The organism is Methanospirillum lacunae, assembly GCF_003173355.1.
In the GTDB taxonomy this organism is placed as follows: domain Archaea; phylum Halobacteriota; class Methanomicrobia; order Methanomicrobiales; family Methanospirillaceae; genus Methanospirillum; species Methanospirillum lacunae.
The window spans coordinates 473,871-490,783 of sequence record NZ_QGMY01000002.1 but is presented as its reverse complement, the minus strand read 5'-3'; the positions used below and the strand labels follow the sequence as shown (position 1 = coordinate 490,783).

General features: G+C 41.5%; 17 protein-coding genes. 10 read left to right on the top strand and 7 right to left on the bottom strand.

The genetic code is table 11. From position 1 onward, the window contains the following. Positions 1–4: 4 nt before the first annotated feature. Positions 5–796, bottom strand: coding sequence for a bifunctional fructose-bisphosphatase/inositol-phosphate phosphatase (locus DK846_RS02700; RefSeq protein ID WP_342769639.1), 792 nt, complete (start codon positions 794–796; stop codon positions 5–7). Between the two features lie 69 nt (positions 797–865). Between DK846_RS02700 and DK846_RS02695 the strand changes: the two genes are divergently transcribed. Continuing rightward, a complete protein-coding gene (locus tag DK846_RS02695; RefSeq protein WP_109967363.1) occupies positions 866–1,243 on the top strand; it encodes a translation initiation factor IF-5A in 378 nt (125 codons plus the stop codon). A gap of 114 nt (positions 1,244–1,357) precedes the next feature. Here the strand turns inward: DK846_RS02695 and DK846_RS02690 are convergent, their stop codons facing one another. Both DK846_RS02690 and DK846_RS02685 read right to left on the bottom strand, forming a co-directional pair. Further along, the gene (locus DK846_RS02690; RefSeq protein WP_109967362.1) at positions 1,358–3,088 is read right to left on the bottom strand and encodes an IPT/TIG domain-containing protein; all 1,731 of its coding nucleotides are present in this window, start codon (positions 3,086–3,088) and stop codon (positions 1,358–1,360) included. A 32-nt stretch (positions 3,089–3,120) separates the two neighbouring features. Further along, on the bottom strand, positions 3,121–3,780 hold the full coding sequence (locus DK846_RS02685) for a hypothetical protein (protein ID WP_109967361.1): 660 nt from the start codon (positions 3,778–3,780) through the stop codon (positions 3,121–3,123). A gap of 178 nt (positions 3,781–3,958) precedes the next feature. Between DK846_RS02685 and DK846_RS02680 the strand changes: the two genes are divergently transcribed. The 7 genes from DK846_RS02680 to DK846_RS02650 all read left to right on the top strand — a co-directional run bounded on the left by DK846_RS02680 (position 3,959) and on the right by DK846_RS02650 (position 10,107). After that, positions 3,959–4,834, top strand: coding sequence for an Mrp/NBP35 family ATP-binding protein (locus DK846_RS02680; protein ID WP_109967360.1), 876 nt, complete (start codon positions 3,959–3,961; stop codon positions 4,832–4,834). A gap of 2 nt (positions 4,835–4,836) precedes the next feature. Beyond that, positions 4,837–5,145, top strand: a complete 309-nt coding sequence (locus DK846_RS02675; RefSeq protein WP_109967359.1) for a hypothetical protein — start codon at positions 4,837–4,839, stop codon at positions 5,143–5,145. Between the two features lie 11 nt (positions 5,146–5,156). Next, positions 5,157–6,668, top strand: coding sequence for an MBL fold metallo-hydrolase (locus tag DK846_RS02670; RefSeq protein ID WP_109967358.1), 1,512 nt, complete (start codon positions 5,157–5,159; stop codon positions 6,666–6,668). Between the two features lie 91 nt (positions 6,669–6,759). Then, positions 6,760–7,359, top strand: a complete 600-nt coding sequence (hxlB, locus tag DK846_RS02665; RefSeq protein WP_109967357.1) for a 6-phospho-3-hexuloisomerase — start codon at positions 6,760–6,762, stop codon at positions 7,357–7,359. 4 nt (positions 7,360–7,363) lie between these two features. Next, on the top strand, positions 7,364–8,464 hold the full coding sequence (locus DK846_RS02660; RefSeq protein WP_109967356.1) for a pyridoxal phosphate-dependent aminotransferase: 1,101 nt from the start codon (positions 7,364–7,366) through the stop codon (positions 8,462–8,464). 4 nt (positions 8,465–8,468) lie between these two features. Beyond that, complete coding sequence (locus tag DK846_RS02655) at positions 8,469–9,506, top strand: M42 family metallopeptidase (protein ID WP_109967355.1); 1,038 nt, start codon at positions 8,469–8,471, stop codon at positions 9,504–9,506. A gap of 70 nt (positions 9,507–9,576) precedes the next feature. After that, a complete protein-coding gene (locus DK846_RS02650; protein WP_109967354.1) occupies positions 9,577–10,107 on the top strand; it encodes an FxLYD domain-containing protein in 531 nt (176 codons plus the stop codon). Positions 10,108–10,163: 56 nt separating this feature from the next. On the opposite strand, the gene purB is transcribed toward DK846_RS02650, so the two are convergent. The 4 genes from purB to DK846_RS02630 form a co-directional block, all read right to left on the bottom strand. Continuing rightward, on the bottom strand, positions 10,164–11,504 hold the full coding sequence (gene purB, locus DK846_RS02645; RefSeq protein ID WP_109967353.1) for an adenylosuccinate lyase: 1,341 nt from the start codon (positions 11,502–11,504) through the stop codon (positions 10,164–10,166). A gap of 369 nt (positions 11,505–11,873) precedes the next feature. Then, a complete protein-coding gene (locus DK846_RS02640; protein ID WP_109967352.1) occupies positions 11,874–12,653 on the bottom strand; it encodes a response regulator in 780 nt (259 codons plus the stop codon). Between the two features lie 300 nt (positions 12,654–12,953). After that, a complete protein-coding gene (locus DK846_RS02635; protein WP_109967351.1) occupies positions 12,954–13,487 on the bottom strand; it encodes a hypothetical protein in 534 nt (177 codons plus the stop codon). Between the two features lie 50 nt (positions 13,488–13,537). Beyond that, positions 13,538–14,023: an alpha/beta hydrolase gene (locus DK846_RS02630; protein ID WP_181391580.1), complete on the bottom strand. Its 486-nt coding sequence runs from the start codon at positions 14,021–14,023 to the stop codon at positions 13,538–13,540. 286 nt (positions 14,024–14,309) lie between these two features. On the opposite strand from DK846_RS02630, the gene DK846_RS02625 reads away from it, so the two are divergent. Both DK846_RS02625 and DK846_RS02620 read left to right on the top strand, forming a co-directional pair. Further along, a complete protein-coding gene (locus DK846_RS02625; RefSeq protein ID WP_109967350.1) occupies positions 14,310–14,804 on the top strand; it encodes a GIY-YIG nuclease family protein in 495 nt (164 codons plus the stop codon). A 78-nt stretch (positions 14,805–14,882) separates the two neighbouring features. Further along, a complete protein-coding gene (locus DK846_RS02620) occupies positions 14,883–16,835 on the top strand; it encodes a tetratricopeptide repeat protein (protein ID WP_109967349.1) in 1,953 nt (650 codons plus the stop codon). The last annotated feature ends 78 nt before the right edge of the window (positions 16,836–16,913 follow it).

Here is a 16,913-nt window from a genome sequence, read left to right as displayed (position 1 = left end):
AGCCTCACCGCAAATACTCTATAACTTTCCGGTGTAAATGCCCATTTGTTGCAATGAGACAAGTTCCTATGGTTACCTCATCTGCAAAGGATATCGAGCGCCCATCTAGGTCAGTGACAATTCCACCTGCTTCTTCACAAATCAAAACTCCTGCAGCAGCATCAGTGACCCGGAGAGTTTTTCGAAGATCTACAAATCCATCTATTCTTCCTGCTGCCACATAAGAGATTTCAAGTGCAGAGGCTCCAAACTGCCTGAACCTTCGAATCTTCTGCATCAAGTTGAATATCCGATCCTGTTGAAAGTGTTTTCCATAAATACTCATGGCACTGGTTTGAAGATCAGATGTCTGGGATACACATATGAGATGTCCATCCAGAAATGCCCCTCCCCCTTTTTTTGCAGTGAATACTTCCCCGGTAGCTAGGTTTTGAACAAAGGCTTGGAGGATATGACCTTCTTCTGCATAAGCAATAGAAAGAGCATAAAAAGGGATGCTCATAGTAGCATTATAAGTCCCATCAACAGGATCAAGAAAAATGGTTCCCTTTTCTCCACCAATTGAGATTTTTCCTATTTCCTCACTAATAAGGGTTTTACATAATCCGTATTCCCGGAGAGTAGAGATTATAATATCTTCGGCTACTTTATCGATATATTTGGTGGGGGTCCCATCAGCCCCAATACCAATCACACGCCCTCCTTCCTCTGTCCCGCAGAGAGGAGTGATCGCATTTCTGACTGATACAGCCATTGAATTACATGCTGAAAAGAAGTCCATGGATATCGCTACCAAGCGTCCCGTTACGGTGTATTTATGTGTGGGTGGCTCGATACATATAATCAGCTTTTAATTAGGTGTTTTATGAAGGAACAGACTGAAGTCGGTAAATTGAAAGAGGGAAAATACATGCTAGTTGAGGATGAGCCTTGTAAGATTCTCTCAATCAGTATATCAAAGCCTGGAAAGCATGGTGCAGCAAAAGCACGTCTTGACGTGATGGGGATTTTTGACGGGGTCAAGAGATCTGTCGTCCAACCTGTTTCAGCAAAAGTTTATGCTCCAATCGTTGAACGAAAAAACGCTCAGGTCATCACCATTGCCGGTAGCATAGCACAACTCATGGATCTGGCTGATTTTGAAAACTTTGAACTTCCTATTCCCAATGAGATTGCTGACAAAATCGAGGTTGGAAAGGAGATCACCTACATTCAGTCAATGGATAAGCGGAAGTTCGATTAAATAATAATATTATTCATTTGAAACACATACAGTGTTTCACTTTTTTTCTGTTTAATTAAGGGTTTTTTGATTAGTTTATCGACAATCTGAATTCCAGATCTTTTTACACACATATTAGTATTTGATATCAGGTAGGGTTTTAAATTTCCAGCCTGATGGTTCATTCACGAAGCTCAGATCGAATGGAATAATTTTTTCCACATTATTTAGTACTACTTTTAGATTCCCTCTTGCTGTTGCAGAATCTGCTTGGATCAAAGAGTTATCCTTTCCGATATTACCTCTAACAAGAATATCATCGATAATTACATCTGTTACTTTAATTCCTGTAGCCCGGGTTTGGACATATCCCTGATAAATCTGCTCAAGTTTATCGTGTGTGGTCAGATCTGTAGCGAGATAATCAACGATATTTGTAAAATAAGTGGCACTCAGGTTTTCATTAAATTCGGTGAAGAATCCACTCAGCTGTTTTTTGATTGCATTTTGTTCTAGAATATAATTCTCATCCATTTTAGGGATATAAGATGTATTCCTAACTTCTGGAACCTTAATCTGAATATTATATGAATCAATACTTTGTGTATCAATTTCTAATGAATAATTACCCTTCCCATATATTCGTTCAGACCAGGGACGTGGATCCTTTATTGTTTTCCATTTTTTATCCCATGCATCTTTGTACTCATCTGAATCAAAATATTCCTGTTTTCCTTTCTCCTTCATTAATTTTTCTGCTTCATCTTTATGTTTAGCCTCATTCCATTGAAGGGGATCAATACCACCATTAGGTTTGATTATTACAGGGATAGCTGAAGGATTATCAAGATTTTTTACAGTTATTGTTATATCTGGCTTTGTATAACCTACAGATTCAACAAGTGGCTGACCAAAAAAATCTGTAGTTTCAGTTTCAAAAGGCGTTTCATCTGATCCAGCAGTCCACCCTTCATCTTTAGGAATTTTTGTTAGTATTTTATCGGAGCTCGGTTTAAATTCAGTATCACTTTCATTTTTTGTGTAGGTGTAATCCCACTGTTTTGTTTCATTATTATATGTCTGCGTAACTTCGTAAACAACCAAAGGTTCTTTGTATTCACGATTAAATTCAAAAACGTTCTTTTCTGTATCTGCTGGTGTTGCAATATGAGTTTGGAAAGTAACAGAATAGTTTATGTCATAGTATCCGTAGGGTATGTATATTGATTTTATTTTTGCACTTTTTACATCACTGAAGTTAGAATAAGTTTTCATTGGAGTAGCATTGCTTACAGTATCTTCAGGATAAGGCCTGCTCTTAAATATAGTCCCGGTAGGTTGTTCAGTTACTTGTAGAGGAATGGGTTTCCCATCCCAAGTAGGAACAGGAGTAATTGTTGCTTTTACGACCACAGATCGGGTTGTATTATAGGTAACTTTGGTATAATTATCTACAATTTTAACAATCCAATTACCTTCAGGAAGAGTTACATTATCAGTGACTAAAGTTCCGTTCTGTAGGGAGGTTGAGAATGTCTTATTCTCCCCATTACCCACAAATGTTACCGAATCCATCGATTCTGTGAAATTTTTTCCTTCAATAACAACTTTAGTTGTATTCCCATCTGCAGTAATATTTTGAGGATTAATTGAATTTACTCTTGGAATTGATGTCACATGTTTAGCTGAAGAATTCACTATACTTGTATTATTAATAACAGACTGGTTTCCACCTTTCAACATATTTGAAAATTCATCTGGCATAAGTTGAACTGGTTTTCCGGTTACTAATGGCTTGACATACATCGCCATGAAAAGCACGATGAAAATAGCCACAATAATAATAATTATATCACGTTTTTCCATCTGTGCCTCCTCCTAATTGTATGAAATCCAGTTTACTGATCAGGTAGATATTTTAAGGGTATAGATAATATTATCCTATATTTTTCTATCTGATCAGCCGTGATATTCAGGTAATAATCGTGACCACCCTCAAAAAATCTCCCCTCTTTAGGATCAGGTTGTTTTCCCTGCCTATATACCATACTTCTGATCGTCTTGTTCTCCCCAGATACTCCTTTTTCAACAACATCCAGTAAAAAGACAGGTGTTGATCCTGACGGTGTAATATTATATGCGATTTCCCAGTATGGAGTTGGGATTCTGAACGGAGCAGTAGTCCCAGTATACTTTCCGACAATATCAGCATAATTCACCATCTGTACAGCAGGCATCGGATTATCTGCGTCTGGTTGCCAACTTACCGGAGTTAGAGCTGGAAGTGGTTGCATTTTCTGCGATCCAGAAGATATTGGTTCATTGGTTGTAGATGTCAAAGTCTTAACTGGAGTTGGTTCAGGTGTGAGTTCTATTTCAGTGGGTCCTGTTATAACCCCAGGTTCTGACGAACTCTGTTCGACCGGTACAGGTGGCGCAGGTGTTTGGGGTAATCCCAGATTTGGAGCCTGATGAGTAAGCATTGGTTTTACCACGACCGCTAGAATGAGAACCACAATCAATGCTGCGGCTATTACCAGAATATCCCGACGTTCCATTTCAAATATCCCCCTCTGTTATCTACTTGGGTGAGCATGGTATTTATATCGTAAAGAATTGTCCTGATACCCCAGATAATTTCTCATATTGAAGTAAGTAGGCAGGTATGGATACCATTGATTTATGTTGTAATTCCCCCAAATAATATACAAATCCTATTTAAGATAAGGTCCCACTATGGTCGAAAACGAGAGTAAATCACCGGAATCATGTGATAACAACTGCTCTGCATGTCAACAGAGTTCAGACTGCGGGCAGGCGAATAAACTCCCTCCTAAAGCAAATCTTGATGTTAAGCATGTCATCCTTGTATTATCAGGAAAAGGAGGGGTAGGTAAGTCCACCGTTGCAGTAAACCTGGCATATGCTTTATCAAACCACGGACGTCAGGTTGGCCTTCTTGATCTAGATATCCACGGACCAAATGTACCCAAGATGCTCGGGCTGGAAGAGCACCAACTTAGTTCTGAGAATAATAAGATCATACCAGTACGAGTGACAGGATCTTTGCAGGTTATCTCAATGGCATTCCTTCTCCCTGAAAAATCTGCACCAGTTGTCTGGCGTGGAGCCATGAAGGCAGGAGCCATCAGACAATTCCTTGAAGATACCAAATGGGGCTCCCTTGATTACCTTGTTGTTGATCTTCCACCAGGAACCGGGGATGAAGCACTGACTATCGCCCAGATCGCTCCAAACCTTAGGGGAGCAGTTATCGTCACAACCCCACAGGATGTTGCGACCCTTGATTCTACCAAGGCAATCACTTTTGTCGAGATGCTGAAACTTGATGTTCTCGGAGTAGTTGAGAACATGAGTGGTCTGACCTGTCCACACTGTGGTGAAGTAATCGATCTCTTTGGCAAAGGTGGCGGCGAGAGAATAGCAGAAGAGCATCATGTTCCATTTCTTGGAAGTATCCCACTTGATCCTGAGATGCGTAAGGCAGGAGATGAGGGCCGTCCATTTATTATTAAGCGCAAAGATGAAACTCCCAGTTGGAAGGCAATCAACTCCGTTATGGAGAAACTAGTAAGCATTGTAGAAAGGTGAGAATGGACTACCTAAGCATTCTTTGTGGGAAGGAAGAGGCCATCCCTCTCTACAATCAAGTTGTTCTATGCCTTCAGGATATTACACTTCTGCCTGAATTAATAGAACCAATATTTCGTGAAGCAGGATCACTCAATGAACAACTCATAGATAAATTCAGGTTTGGACTACTCAGAGTTCAAATCTACTCTGAGATTCATAGAAATATGGATTTGGAAGAATCACAGAAGATGAGATATGTATCAGAGATGATTGAACGTGCAATTTTTGGCGGATTATTTATTGAACGCGAAAATTATGTTTCTGAATAACTGGTGTTCTGATGGACTGCAGGAACGAATTTTTTGTCATCAGAATCCCTGATACAGGCTCTATCCACGAAGCGGTAGGGATTATCGCAGACACAGGGATTACTGTTACACGGTGCCACTTCAACAGATCGATAGATCCCAAGACCTCTTTTCTTTCAGTACGGGGAACACCGGAGGGATGTCAGAAAGCCATGACGGCTCTATCTCTAAAAGGATATCTACAGTCTGAGATCAGATATCCAAAAACAGTCAGGTTTACCGTCATCGTACCAGATATTCCTGGAACTCTCCATCGAATCCTGATGATCCTCGATGAATACAAAGCCGAGATTACTTCACTCTCATTTGATAACAGAGGTAAAAATCCAGACCGGCTCCAGGTGGCTGTAAGGGTACATGATCTCTCCCTGACCAATATATTAATTGATGCCATTCATGCTCATTACGAAATAGAAATTGAAGGATATGACTGTGGTGATGACGAGTCTGATGGCTGTCTCTTCTACCATCGTTATGCCGAACGAGTGAGGGAGATTCTGGGTGAAACTGCTGATCCATACCTTTTGGATCTACTTAATCAGTTCAGCCACATTGCCCAACAATTAACAGAATATGGAAAAGAATACGAGGGAACCCTGGAGCAGATCCTTCAAAATGGTAGGCGCCTAGCAGAGACCACAGGAGACGGGTTTTTTGCAGATGTACAAAAGATACAGGTTACTACACATATCTGGTTATACTGTTTCCAGCTTCCAGGTGGCGGGAGTATTTTTATAATAGATACCCCTACCGGGCGTATTATGGTCGATACAGGATATGGTATTTACCATGATGACGCGATGAAAATGTTCAAACACTATCATCTGGATGGTGCTCCCGGATTCTCCCGAATAATCATGACCCATGGAGATACCGATCACTGTGGTGCTGCTGGATACTTTGAGGCCCCGATTTGGACTCATGAGGGTACATGGAATGTTATCAAGACTAATAATCGTGCATATGGAGCATGCTCAGAAGATCTTGTGTATGAACAGGTTTACACCGTAATGATCAATCTCTTCGCCAGAATGCATCCACCAGAAGAGGTCAACCTTTTCCCCTCGTCAACTGGAGAAAAAATCGGCGACTTTCCATTACTCTGCCGGTTTGAAGAGAATGGAGTTGCCGGAGAAATAATAGAAGGATATGGGGGTCATCAACATGGGATGGTGTACCTCCTCTGCCGTGAGTTGGGACTCCTCTTTACCTCTGATACAATTCTTAATCTTAAACATCTTACACCAGACCGAAGTGAGTATAATGGGTTTGCTGTTTACCTGGTCAGGAGTGTTAATGTAAATCCAGACCTCGTTAAGAATGAACGCAAAGATCTCATGAAAATTGCACAAGATCTAGATACAGAATTGCAGAAGGATGGAAAGCGCCTGATAATATGTTGCGGGCATGGACCAGTATCGATTCTGAATAATGGTGATCTAATCCCCTATGGTACGATCGAACAATACCGCCATAACATCTGACCACTATTAAAAAACCTTTTTTTCCAGACTTCGATAATTACAGTGAGTTACACGGTATCCTGATGTATCATAGAAGGTAACCTGTATCTGGATGAATCAGCATCGTGTGCAGGAGATGATGCGTCTCATGGCATCGCGAATTGACGCCATTGCCTCCCATTTATCAGACGAAGAGGTTTCCCGGTTCATCAAAGAACTTATGGAAGCTAAGCGGATCTACGTAATGGGCGCTGGAAGATCCGGCCTTGTGGCTAAAGCATTTGCCATGAGACTCATGCATCTTGGTATGATCAGTTACGTGGTAGGTGAGACTATTACACCAGCGCTACAGAAGGGTGACGTAATCGTAGTCCTTTCTGGCTCTGGGAAGACCAGGACGATTGCAGAAATAGTCCAGACTGCGAAGGAGATTGAAGGACGGATCTGTCTTATTACCTCAAACCCGGACTCGGTCATTGGAAATATGGCTGATTCATGCGTGGTAATCGAAAACTACCGCGACAAGGTCCCTGACGAGAGTGTTGAATTCGATATCCGACAGATGCTTGGTGAGCACCGTTCTTTTGCCCCACTAGGAACATTATTTGAAACGGCAGCAATGACATTCTGCGACGCAGTAATCTCCAGACTCATGGAGATCACAAGTACAGATGAAGCAGAACTAAAGGGACGGCATGCAAACATCGAGTAATAAGATGAAAAAAATCGCCCAGCGGGCACTCGATATTGAGATGTCGGGTATCAGGAAATTTTTTCAAAATGCCAAACCAGACTCCATAAGTATGGCTCTTGGTCAGCCAGACTTTGATACACCCAATCATATAAAAAAAGCAGCAATTCAGGCAATCAATGAAGGGAAAACAGGGTACACCTTCAATGCAGGACTTCCAGAACTCAGGGAGTCAATCTCGAAAAAATTAAAATCTGATAACGGACTCAGGTATCATCCGGATCAGGTCATCGTAACTGCAGGGGCAGGAGAAGCTCTGTTCATAGCAATTCAGGCTCTTGTAGATCCAGGTGATAGGGTACTGATTACAGACCCAGGGTTTGTTTCGTATGAGGCCTGCACAACCCTTGCAGGGGGTGTGATGGATCCACTCTCCCTTGACAAAAATCTCCATATCAATGTAGATGCCGCTATAGAGAAGATGAAAGGAGCCAGACTCCTGATACTTAATTCCCCCTGTAATCCCACCGGAACTGTTGAGTCTGAAGAGACCATTCGTGCGCTTGTTGAAAGTGCAAACGATGCAGGTGTAACAGTTCTTTCTGATGAGGTGTATGAACACTTCATATATGACACGAAGCATACCAGCGCGGCACGGTTTGGTGAAGATGTTCTGACCGTGAATGCAACCAGTAAAACCTATGCTATGACAGGATGGAGGATTGGTTACCTCGCAGGTCATCCGGATTATATTCAACAGTGTCTGAAGATCCATCAATATTGTCAGACATGTGCAGCTTCAATATCCCAATATGCAGCGTATGCCGCATTGACTGGTGATCAGACATGCGTCTCAGTCATGAGAGATGAATACAAAGTACGGCGGGATTTGCTCTACAATGGCTTGCACGATCTCGGGTTCAGGTTTCCGATCCCTCAAGGTGCGTTCTATGCCTTTGTTCCCATGGGAGAGGAAACAACGAAGAAAATACTGGACGAGGGAGTTATTGTTGTTCCTGGTGATGCGTTCGGAAAGAATGCTTCAGAATATGCCAGGTTTAGTTATGCAACATCTCGAGAAAATATTGCTGCTGCGCTCGACCGTATCGGCAAAGTAGTCAGGTGAATTTATGGTTTATGATTTACTCAAAAAACTCTCTGATGCCCATGGGGTATCAGGGTTTGAAGATAACATTAAGGAAATTATCAGAAAGGAACTTTCCGGATATGTAGATGAATTCAGAGAAGATTCCCTAGGAAACCTTATCGCCGTTAAGAAGGGATCTGATTTTTCCGTGATGATTGCATCACACATGGATGAAATCGGCCTTATGGTTCAATATATTGATGAGAAGGGGTTCATCAAATTCGTGGGTATTGGCGGCTGGTATAACCCAAGCATGTATACAAGAAGGGTTATTCTTCATGGAACTAAGGGGCCGGTTTCGGGCGTCCTCGGCGGAAAACCCCCACACATAATGACCCCTGAAGATCGAAAGAAAGAAATTAAAATTGATGATCTTTTTATCGATATCGGCGCCACATCTGCTGAAGAAGTAGTTGAATTAGGAATTGAGATTGGAACACCAGTCACAATAGATCAGCAATTTACACATCTTGCAGGAGACCGGGTATCAGGCAAAGCACTTGACAACCGGGTTGGTGTAGCAGTACTTATCGAAGTTATCAAACAGATGAAAACCCCAATGACGGTTTATGGGGTGTTTACAGTACAGGAAGAGGTAGGTCTCAAGGGAGCAAAGGTCAGTGCCTTTGCTCTCAACCCGGACATTGCTATCGCAACCGATGTTACAATTCCAGGAGATCACCCAGGAGTCAGCCGTAAAGATGCTTCACCAGAGATGGGGAAAGGTCCAGTACTGGTTCTAGCAAGTGCAGCAGGACGCGGCCTTCTTGCAGATAGACGCCTGACAACATGGCTGCGAAGTGCAGGTGACAAGGCAAAGATACCATATCAGTTAGAGGTAGGAGAGGGTGGTAACACAGATGCCACAATCATCCATCTGGTTAGGGATGGCATTCCAAGCATTCCATTCTCAGTTCCGGCACGGTATATCCACTCACCGGTCGAGATGGTTGATCTCAAGGATGTATATAGTAGCATAGACCTTCTCGTAGAAGCACTGAAGAAAAAACCTAAACTTTGATATCAAATTTAGGGCCGGTCCGAGAGGCCGGATTCGTAATTATTTTCTTATCAGATGTTGATTCAATGCTATGAACGGCCACCTGTTGCCGGTGATTCTCTCTATAACTGCCATATGCGGAATTGCAATACTGCTTTTTTCAGCAGTTACAGCAGATTATATTCCATTACCATCGTTTGGGATTCCACCACAGAACTCTGTTCCTGTCTTTGATGCAGCTCAGTACCAGACACAGACTTCTGTAGAGAAAGAAGATGTTACCCCTGGTATGACCATGTATGTCCAGCGCCCATATGGATATATAAAAAGTACTCAGGCTAGCCAGGTCAATCTCTCAATCATTAAGACCGATATTGAACGTATTTCTAAGTCGACTTCAGTTATTAAAGGTGAAATCAAAAATCTTGATGAAAAGACCATAGATCTCATTGTGATCACTTTCAATCTCTATAATGCTGATGGAGATCAGATTGGAAATGCATATACTTCGATAGATTATCTGGCACCAAAATCAACCTGGAAATTTGTCACAGATCCAATTGAACGATCTGATTTCCAGTTCGAACAGTATGGTTCAATATATGTAGGTGTATTTGGGTAGTCATCAATAATTTCATACACTTTTCGGTATAAAAAAGGGGAGAAATTTTAGAATATTCAGGAACAGAGAGGCATTAATTTTTTTACTACTTGATCAACCTGTTTTATTGATGTACCCATATAATTATTAGGATTAAGAAGGGTTTCAATTTCTTCGGCAGGAATAAAACGGGTCACATCTGGTGTCAGGGCAAGAAGACTTGAAAGTGATTTTTCTGATGCAAGTGCCTCCATACTTTTAACCCTGATTATTTCATGCGCTTCTTGCCTGGCCATTCCCCGTTTCGTTAGTTCGATCATAACCGATTCGGCCATATTGATCCCATGCAGGAACATGAGGTTTTTTTGTATCCGGTCTGGTTTCAACACGAGCCCTTCGATCACTGTGGTCATCAGTTTGATTATATGATCACACAGGATGGATGCTTCAGGAAAGAGAATTCTTTCAGGTGAGGAGTTAGTAAGATCACGTTCATCCCAGAGAGTATTATTCTGAAACGCAGGCTCAACTGAAGATCGGACAATTCTTGCCAGGCCACATACCTGCTCACTGCGGATGGGATTTCTCTTGTGCGGCATTGTGGAGGACCCAACCTGTTTGGCACCAAACGCTTCTTCTACCTCGCCAATTTCGGTTCTTTGCATTGAACGAATTTCAACACCAATTTTATCAAGGGTTGTTGCCACGTTTGCAAGGAAACAAAAATATTCTGCATACCGATCACGCTGTATCACCTGATTTGACACGTCCACGCTCCCGATATCAAGGAACTCCATCATAAAAGCCTGAACATTAATTCCATGCTCTCCCATTGCAGCCTGGGTTCCAACAGCACCGGTCATCTGTCCTACACATACACGGGGAATCATCTGCTCTAGCCGCTCAATGTGACGCCCTATTTCACTAGCCCAGATTGCAAACCTGAGACCATAAGTGGTGGGGACACCATGCTGTCCATGTGTCCTGCCCATACAAATCAGATTTTTTGTCTCTTCAGCCCTGGAAAGGAGTGCTTTAAGGAGGTTCCGAAGTTTTGTATTAAGAATAGTTGTTGAATCTTTTAGTTGAAGACCGGTTGCCGTATCAAGAATATCATTGGATGTAGCACCATAATGTACCCATCTACCAGGTTCACCGCAAACTTCAGAGACTGCTCTGACGATGGCCATCATATCATGGTGAATCTCATCTTCGATTTCTTTTGCCCGTTGTAGACTCGCATCTGATGCTGATGCTGCAATAGCATCTGCAGCTTCCACTGGAATCATTCCTTCCTTGGCTTCTGCACGGGCAAGTGCAATTTCTGCATCAATTATTCGACGAAACCGATGTTCCTCGGTCCAGACAGCCTTCATTTCAGGCGTCCCATACCTGAATTCAATCGGATGTATTGCCATTGATTATATGTCTCTTTCTTGAGTTTGTAATATATTCGAAGATGGATCCGGAAATAATGAAAGGAACTTTTTTCTAATCCACTGATTCAACGATTAAATATTCACCTAGAGGGGATAATCATGTTAACGTGAACACGAACAATTCTTTTTTTAGATAAGATGTAAGGGATTACAATTTCTAATTCACGGTATAATAATTAGGTAATCAGATAAAACTCAGTTTAATGAGTTGAACGAATCCTGACTGGAGATAATCCATGTTAAAAAGAACATGAATTCGCGCATATGTGGTACATGAGCACACAACAATATGAATGCGATAGGAGTTCACTTTTTTTTCAAAAAATGAGATAGTACAATATCTAATAGTTAGAATCGATCTTCAGGTTCAGAAAGATTGGTTTCACGTGTAGTATGCTCCTCAATCTCGCGAATAATTCCACCAATACCGGTCAATCCAGATGGGAATGAGAGAGGGAATTTCTGGATATGATAAGTTTTGCCATCAGAATTTGCTGTAACTGAATAGGGCTCGTTACTATTCAGAATGATCTCATCAGATTTTCCTGAAAGTGAAGTTAGTATTGGAGAAAGAAGTTCATCATCGGTTTTTCCCACTGCATCATGATCAGATGATAGACCAAGATACTTCTGATATGCCTTGTTGATGAGTAAGTACTTTAAATCAGGTCCTTTGATATAAGCTATATCGGGTAAGGCATTAAGGAATGCAACCAGATGCTGTTCTATCTGGAGAGCTGTCCGTTCAGCTTGAGTTCTCCGAACCAGATGACGAATTGCATTCGCCAATTCAGTAAAGATTGTGCGGGGGTCTCCACCTTTTTGAATATAAAAATCGGCCCCATTATTGAGGGCTTCTATGGCAACTTCTTCTCGTCCTTTCCCAGTAAAGATAATAAAGGGGATTGTAACATCATAATTACGAACCTGTTTTAAAAAATCAATTCCATCAATATCAGGCATATCGTAATCCGAGATTATGGCATCGTATACATTTTTTTTAAGTAGATCTAACCCTTCTTCTGCAGATGCTGCAATATCCACATCCAAGTCTGCTTCTTCCTTAAGGTAGATCCGAGTAAGTGTGAGAAGAGAAGGCTCATCATCAATGTATAGAACACGAGTCATTTTTTATTAGATACCATTACGACAGAAGATGATCAATTTATACTATCTGTTTCTTGTTACGTAGTTATGTAAATATTCTGACTTTATTCGAAAAGGAAGACAGTAGAAAGAAATGAAATTTTGATATCACCTGATACCTATGACCGAAAACTATGCAAGTAACAGAGAATTTTGATCTTACAAGTTCTTTATGGTAATAATAAGACCTGTTCAAACAGGGGTTATGGAATCAATCAATTAGATGAGCCAGATCCAATAAAAATGTGAGGCAACACAAAAAAAAGGTTTTTATAAAAGAGATCACCCGCAACAGGGATACGAAATTACAACAGGCTCCCGGTAATTAAAATACCCATTCCATTTTGCTTCCTGATCTCCAGTGTTGAGATTAGAGTCATCTAATAGGGCTTTATTATCAGTTTTAATTCTGCACTGATACTCACCGAGTGCTTTCCAGTCTTTTGCTTTGATTATATCTCCCAATGAATCATATTTTGACGGAGAAGTATTTACAGATAGATCTGAACTCTGATTAACTGATTCATTCGAAACCATATCCGGAGAAGTAAAGTTATCAGTGATATTTAAAGTTGAATTTAACCCGGACATAAAGATCAGGTTCGATTTAGGAGTCTTCATTCCAATGACTGTGGTCTCATTTGAGACCAGGTCATCTGCCTGACTAATATTATCAATGTAAGAAGAATCAGATGAAACATACAGGGATGAGTTTATATGCGTTATGGTATTGTTCATGGAAGAGTCAGCAGAGACAAAGGCACCAGTAAAAATAATGAGAATAATGGTGATAGGGATATAGACTTCACAATCCATTTCAGACTCCAATAATTAAATGATAGTAAATTTTGTACATAACACACATCTTATATTTCTGTCTCAATCAATTCAGAACGACCATCGTTTGTTATTTTATAGAGATTTACCCCCCCAGGTAATCTTGATATTTCAATACCATCTGTATGGGATCTAATCTCCATTCCGGCAAGTTCCTCTGAAGAACAGATGACAGTCTGTTCAGGATGGGTTCCACGCTGAATCAAACAATTCATTACGATCTGGTCTCCGGCTGAGACAACCATTTTAAGCCTACATGATCCGGGATGACCTGAAGGAAGAACCAGTAGTGGGACATGCCAGGTCAAGACTAATTCAAGCAAAATCAATGCCTGCCTTACTTCTCCTCCTTCAGGAGCAGAAATAACAACAAGGTCACCAGCCTTCAGATACTGGCAGTACTCATCAATTGGGGTCTCAATAAAAAGTGTAAACGGATCCTTGACAATGCCAACGAGAATAAAGGATGTTGTAGCCTGTATCAAATAGTTGGTGCCTGAAACAGGAACAATCATACAGATTCAGAAACGTTGTCAGATCCACAGGAAGGGCAGATGATATTCTTACCTATTCCCTTAAAAGTTCCCTGACAATCCTTACACTTGTAAGTTTTAGCATTGAGTCTTTCCTCAATCTCTATATCCATTGGGCCGCCGACAGAACACATGATCTCGCTCCTTGCACAATATTCTCCGTGTTCCCAGATAAACCCTGTCAGCACTGAAAGTCAGGAGAATAAAATAACATGATTTCCATGGTTTCAGGAAAACAACTATAGCACCCCCCTTCCATGGATATGTAATGGTGGCAGGACAGGAACCAACGCTTCAGGATCTATCACGTGAAATTCATCAGAATCCGGAACTCGTCTGGACCATTGATCCTGACCGGAATTCCCGCGGAGGAATAACAGAATATAATCCATGGGAGAGATTCCCTAATAAAAACGGTTTAATGCTTCATGAGTGGGGTGAAGGACCATTCTGTCGGTTCAGGATACCGGGGCGGTTTAGAGATCGATCAGGGATTTATATTCTGGTGGCAGGCGGAAAAATCACCTTCGTGGGTTGGTGCCAGAACCTTGTTCAGCGCATGAATCAGCATTATGGAACTATCTCTCCAAGAAAATGTTATGAAGGTTCAGAACCTGAGAATTGTCTTGTGAATCATCGCATTCTTGAGGTATCAAAAAAGAAACAGAAGGTTATGATTTACCTGATCCAGGATGGTGAACCGGACCTATGCGATCATATCATTACAACCCTCCTTCCTGTATGGAATCTGGACCTTGAATAACTCCTGATTCCATCTTCTTCCCGCATTTTTCTCTTTAATAAGAAAGTATATCTGCACCGGACAGGTGAAATATAAGGCATGAAGATCCGCGGAATAGCGTTGATCATGGCACTGACACTCCTGCTCTGTTTCACTGCAGGAGTTTCCGCTGCCGAAAATACCTCAACAACAGAGTTGTTTGAGAAAGGTAACCTGTCTCTGCAACAGGAGAAATACGGAGATGCAATCTCTGCATTTAAACAGGTTGTAGAACTTGATCCAAAAGATGCCACTGCCTGGTTTAAACTGGGAGGCTCTTACCTTCAAAACGGTAACTTTTCAGATGCCTATTATTCATATCAGAATGCTACCACAATCAATCCAGACTATGGCGATGCATGGGCAATGGTTGGATATACACTTCTGTATGCAATGATTCCACCTGATGCAAAAGGCGCTCTTAGTGCACTTGAAAAGGCACAATCAACCCTGAAAGATGATGTTGGAGTCAAGATCAACTTGGGAATCGCAAATCTGCTTTCAGGCAACACTGATGAAGCAACAAAGATTTTTGAAGAAATTACCCAGGCTGATCCAAAGAATGAACGTGCCTGGTACTGGCTCGGTATTACCAGGTCTGACAGCGGTAAATTAGAAGAGGGTCTTGAAGCATATACCAAGGCTGTTGAGATCAAACCGGACTACAAAGATGCATGGTTTGCAAAAGGTGATGTTGAAGGATACCTGGGAAAATCCAATGAGTCAGAAACCTCATTCAATAAACTGTTAGACATTAAAGGTGACTACGCAGAGCCATTCAAATCTGCTGAAGCAAATGATGCAGAAGTCTACTACCGGCTTGGAGTTATTCAATATAATAACAACAACCTCGAAGAGGCATCTAAAGACTTTGACAAGGCCATTGAACTAGATCCAACCAATCATAACGCTTTGTATTACAAGGGGCGTATTCAGTTTGATCAGAACGATTTCACAGGTGCAAGAACTTCATTTAACAAGGCCCTTGCCCTCAAGAGTGATTTCGCCAATGCGCAGTATTGGCTTGCACGTGTGGATCTAAAAGAAAAACAGTATGAGGCTGGAATTGAAGGGCTCAAGAACGCAACTTCTACCGATAGCAACCTCACTGATGCATGGTATTTCCTTGGAGGAGTTCAGGGAGATACAGGCGCATTTGAGGATGCAGTTGCATCATTCACAAAGCTCACAGAAATAAGCCCACAGTTCGCCGATGCCTGGTACTTCAAAGGAATTGACGAATACCAATTGCTTAAACTTGATGAAACTAAGGACTCACTTGAGCATGCCCTGAATCTAACGTCTACAACTTTCACTCCAGATATGCAGGCAAATGCATGGTGGATTCTTGGTATGATTAACACCGAGAATGGTGACTCAGAAGCTGCAGCATCATCTTTCAACCAGACTGTTGCACTTAATTCAACCAACAGTCCAGGTTGGAATGCTTATGCAATCTCACTGAATGACCTTAAAAAGTATGATGAAGCACTCAACGCAGTAGAACAGGCAATTTCCATAGATAAAGTTCCTGAATACTACTACAACAAAGGAGCTATTCTCAGAAACATGAACCAGACCGAAGAGGCAATTAAGGCATATGATGAGGCAATCGCACTCGATCCACAACCACGTGTCTATATGTCCAAAGGTATGGCCCAGATGAAACTCGGACAGGATGATAAAGCAGTAGAATCATTCGATGCAGGACTGAAACTTGATGAAACACTAGCTGTCCTCTGGTACAACAAGGCTGGAGCATTATATAACCTCGGAAAATATGATGAAGCAATAACAGCAGTTGATAAAGCTCTCGAACTTGATTCATCCTACGAAGTAGCACAAAAACTCAAAGAGCAACTCTTAACAAAGACGGGTGGTTCAGATAACACCACACCTTCAGAGAGATTTAACTCAGCATCAGACGAAAAACTGAATATAACACAGAGTGTAGGGGCGACACCGACCCGCGCTACATCTGACTTTACTAGCTCTTCAAAGAAGAGCACATAAAGTTCTTTGAACTAACCTTTTTTCTCTTTTTGTATCCAACCTAAATCTACCGGATTTTATCAGATCATAGATGAGGGA

What these genes read in the sequence shown, in the direction of transcription:
- purB (WP_109967353.1), bottom strand. Translation starts at nt 11,504, where the DNA reads ATGGCAATACATCCGATTGAATTCAGGTATGGGACGCCTGAAATGAAG.
- DK846_RS02635 (WP_109967351.1), bottom strand. Translation starts at nt 13,487, where the DNA reads ATGGATTGTGAAGTCTATATCCCTATCACCATTATTCTCATTATTTTT.
- DK846_RS02685 (WP_109967361.1), bottom strand. Translation starts at nt 3,780, where the DNA reads ATGGAACGTCGGGATATTCTGGTAATAGCCGCAGCATTGATTGTGGTT.
- DK846_RS02680 (WP_109967360.1), top strand. Translation starts at nt 3,959, where the DNA reads ATGGTCGAAAACGAGAGTAAATCACCGGAATCATGTGATAACAACTGC.
- DK846_RS02695 (WP_109967363.1), top strand. Translation starts at nt 866, where the DNA reads ATGAAGGAACAGACTGAAGTCGGTAAATTGAAAGAGGGAAAATACATG.
- DK846_RS02625 (WP_109967350.1), top strand. Translation starts at nt 14,310, where the DNA reads ATGGTGGCAGGACAGGAACCAACGCTTCAGGATCTATCACGTGAAATT.
- DK846_RS02620 (WP_109967349.1), top strand. Translation starts at nt 14,883, where the DNA reads ATGAAGATCCGCGGAATAGCGTTGATCATGGCACTGACACTCCTGCTC.
- DK846_RS02630 (WP_181391580.1), bottom strand. Translation starts at nt 14,023, where the DNA reads ATGATTGTTCCTGTTTCAGGCACCAACTATTTGATACAGGCTACAACA.
- DK846_RS02660 (WP_109967356.1), top strand. Translation starts at nt 7,364, where the DNA reads ATGAAAAAAATCGCCCAGCGGGCACTCGATATTGAGATGTCGGGTATC.
- DK846_RS02650 (WP_109967354.1), top strand. Translation starts at nt 9,577, where the DNA reads ATGAACGGCCACCTGTTGCCGGTGATTCTCTCTATAACTGCCATATGC.
- DK846_RS02675 (WP_109967359.1), top strand. Translation starts at nt 4,837, where the DNA reads ATGGACTACCTAAGCATTCTTTGTGGGAAGGAAGAGGCCATCCCTCTC.
- hxlB (WP_109967357.1), top strand. Translation starts at nt 6,760, where the DNA reads ATGAATCAGCATCGTGTGCAGGAGATGATGCGTCTCATGGCATCGCGA.
- DK846_RS02670 (WP_109967358.1), top strand. Translation starts at nt 5,157, where the DNA reads ATGGACTGCAGGAACGAATTTTTTGTCATCAGAATCCCTGATACAGGC.
- DK846_RS02640 (WP_109967352.1), bottom strand. Translation starts at nt 12,653, where the DNA reads ATGACTCGTGTTCTATACATTGATGATGAGCCTTCTCTTCTCACACTT.
- DK846_RS02690 (WP_109967362.1), bottom strand. Translation starts at nt 3,088, where the DNA reads ATGGAAAAACGTGATATAATTATTATTATTGTGGCTATTTTCATCGTG.
- DK846_RS02655 (WP_109967355.1), top strand. Translation starts at nt 8,469, where the DNA reads ATGGTTTATGATTTACTCAAAAAACTCTCTGATGCCCATGGGGTATCA.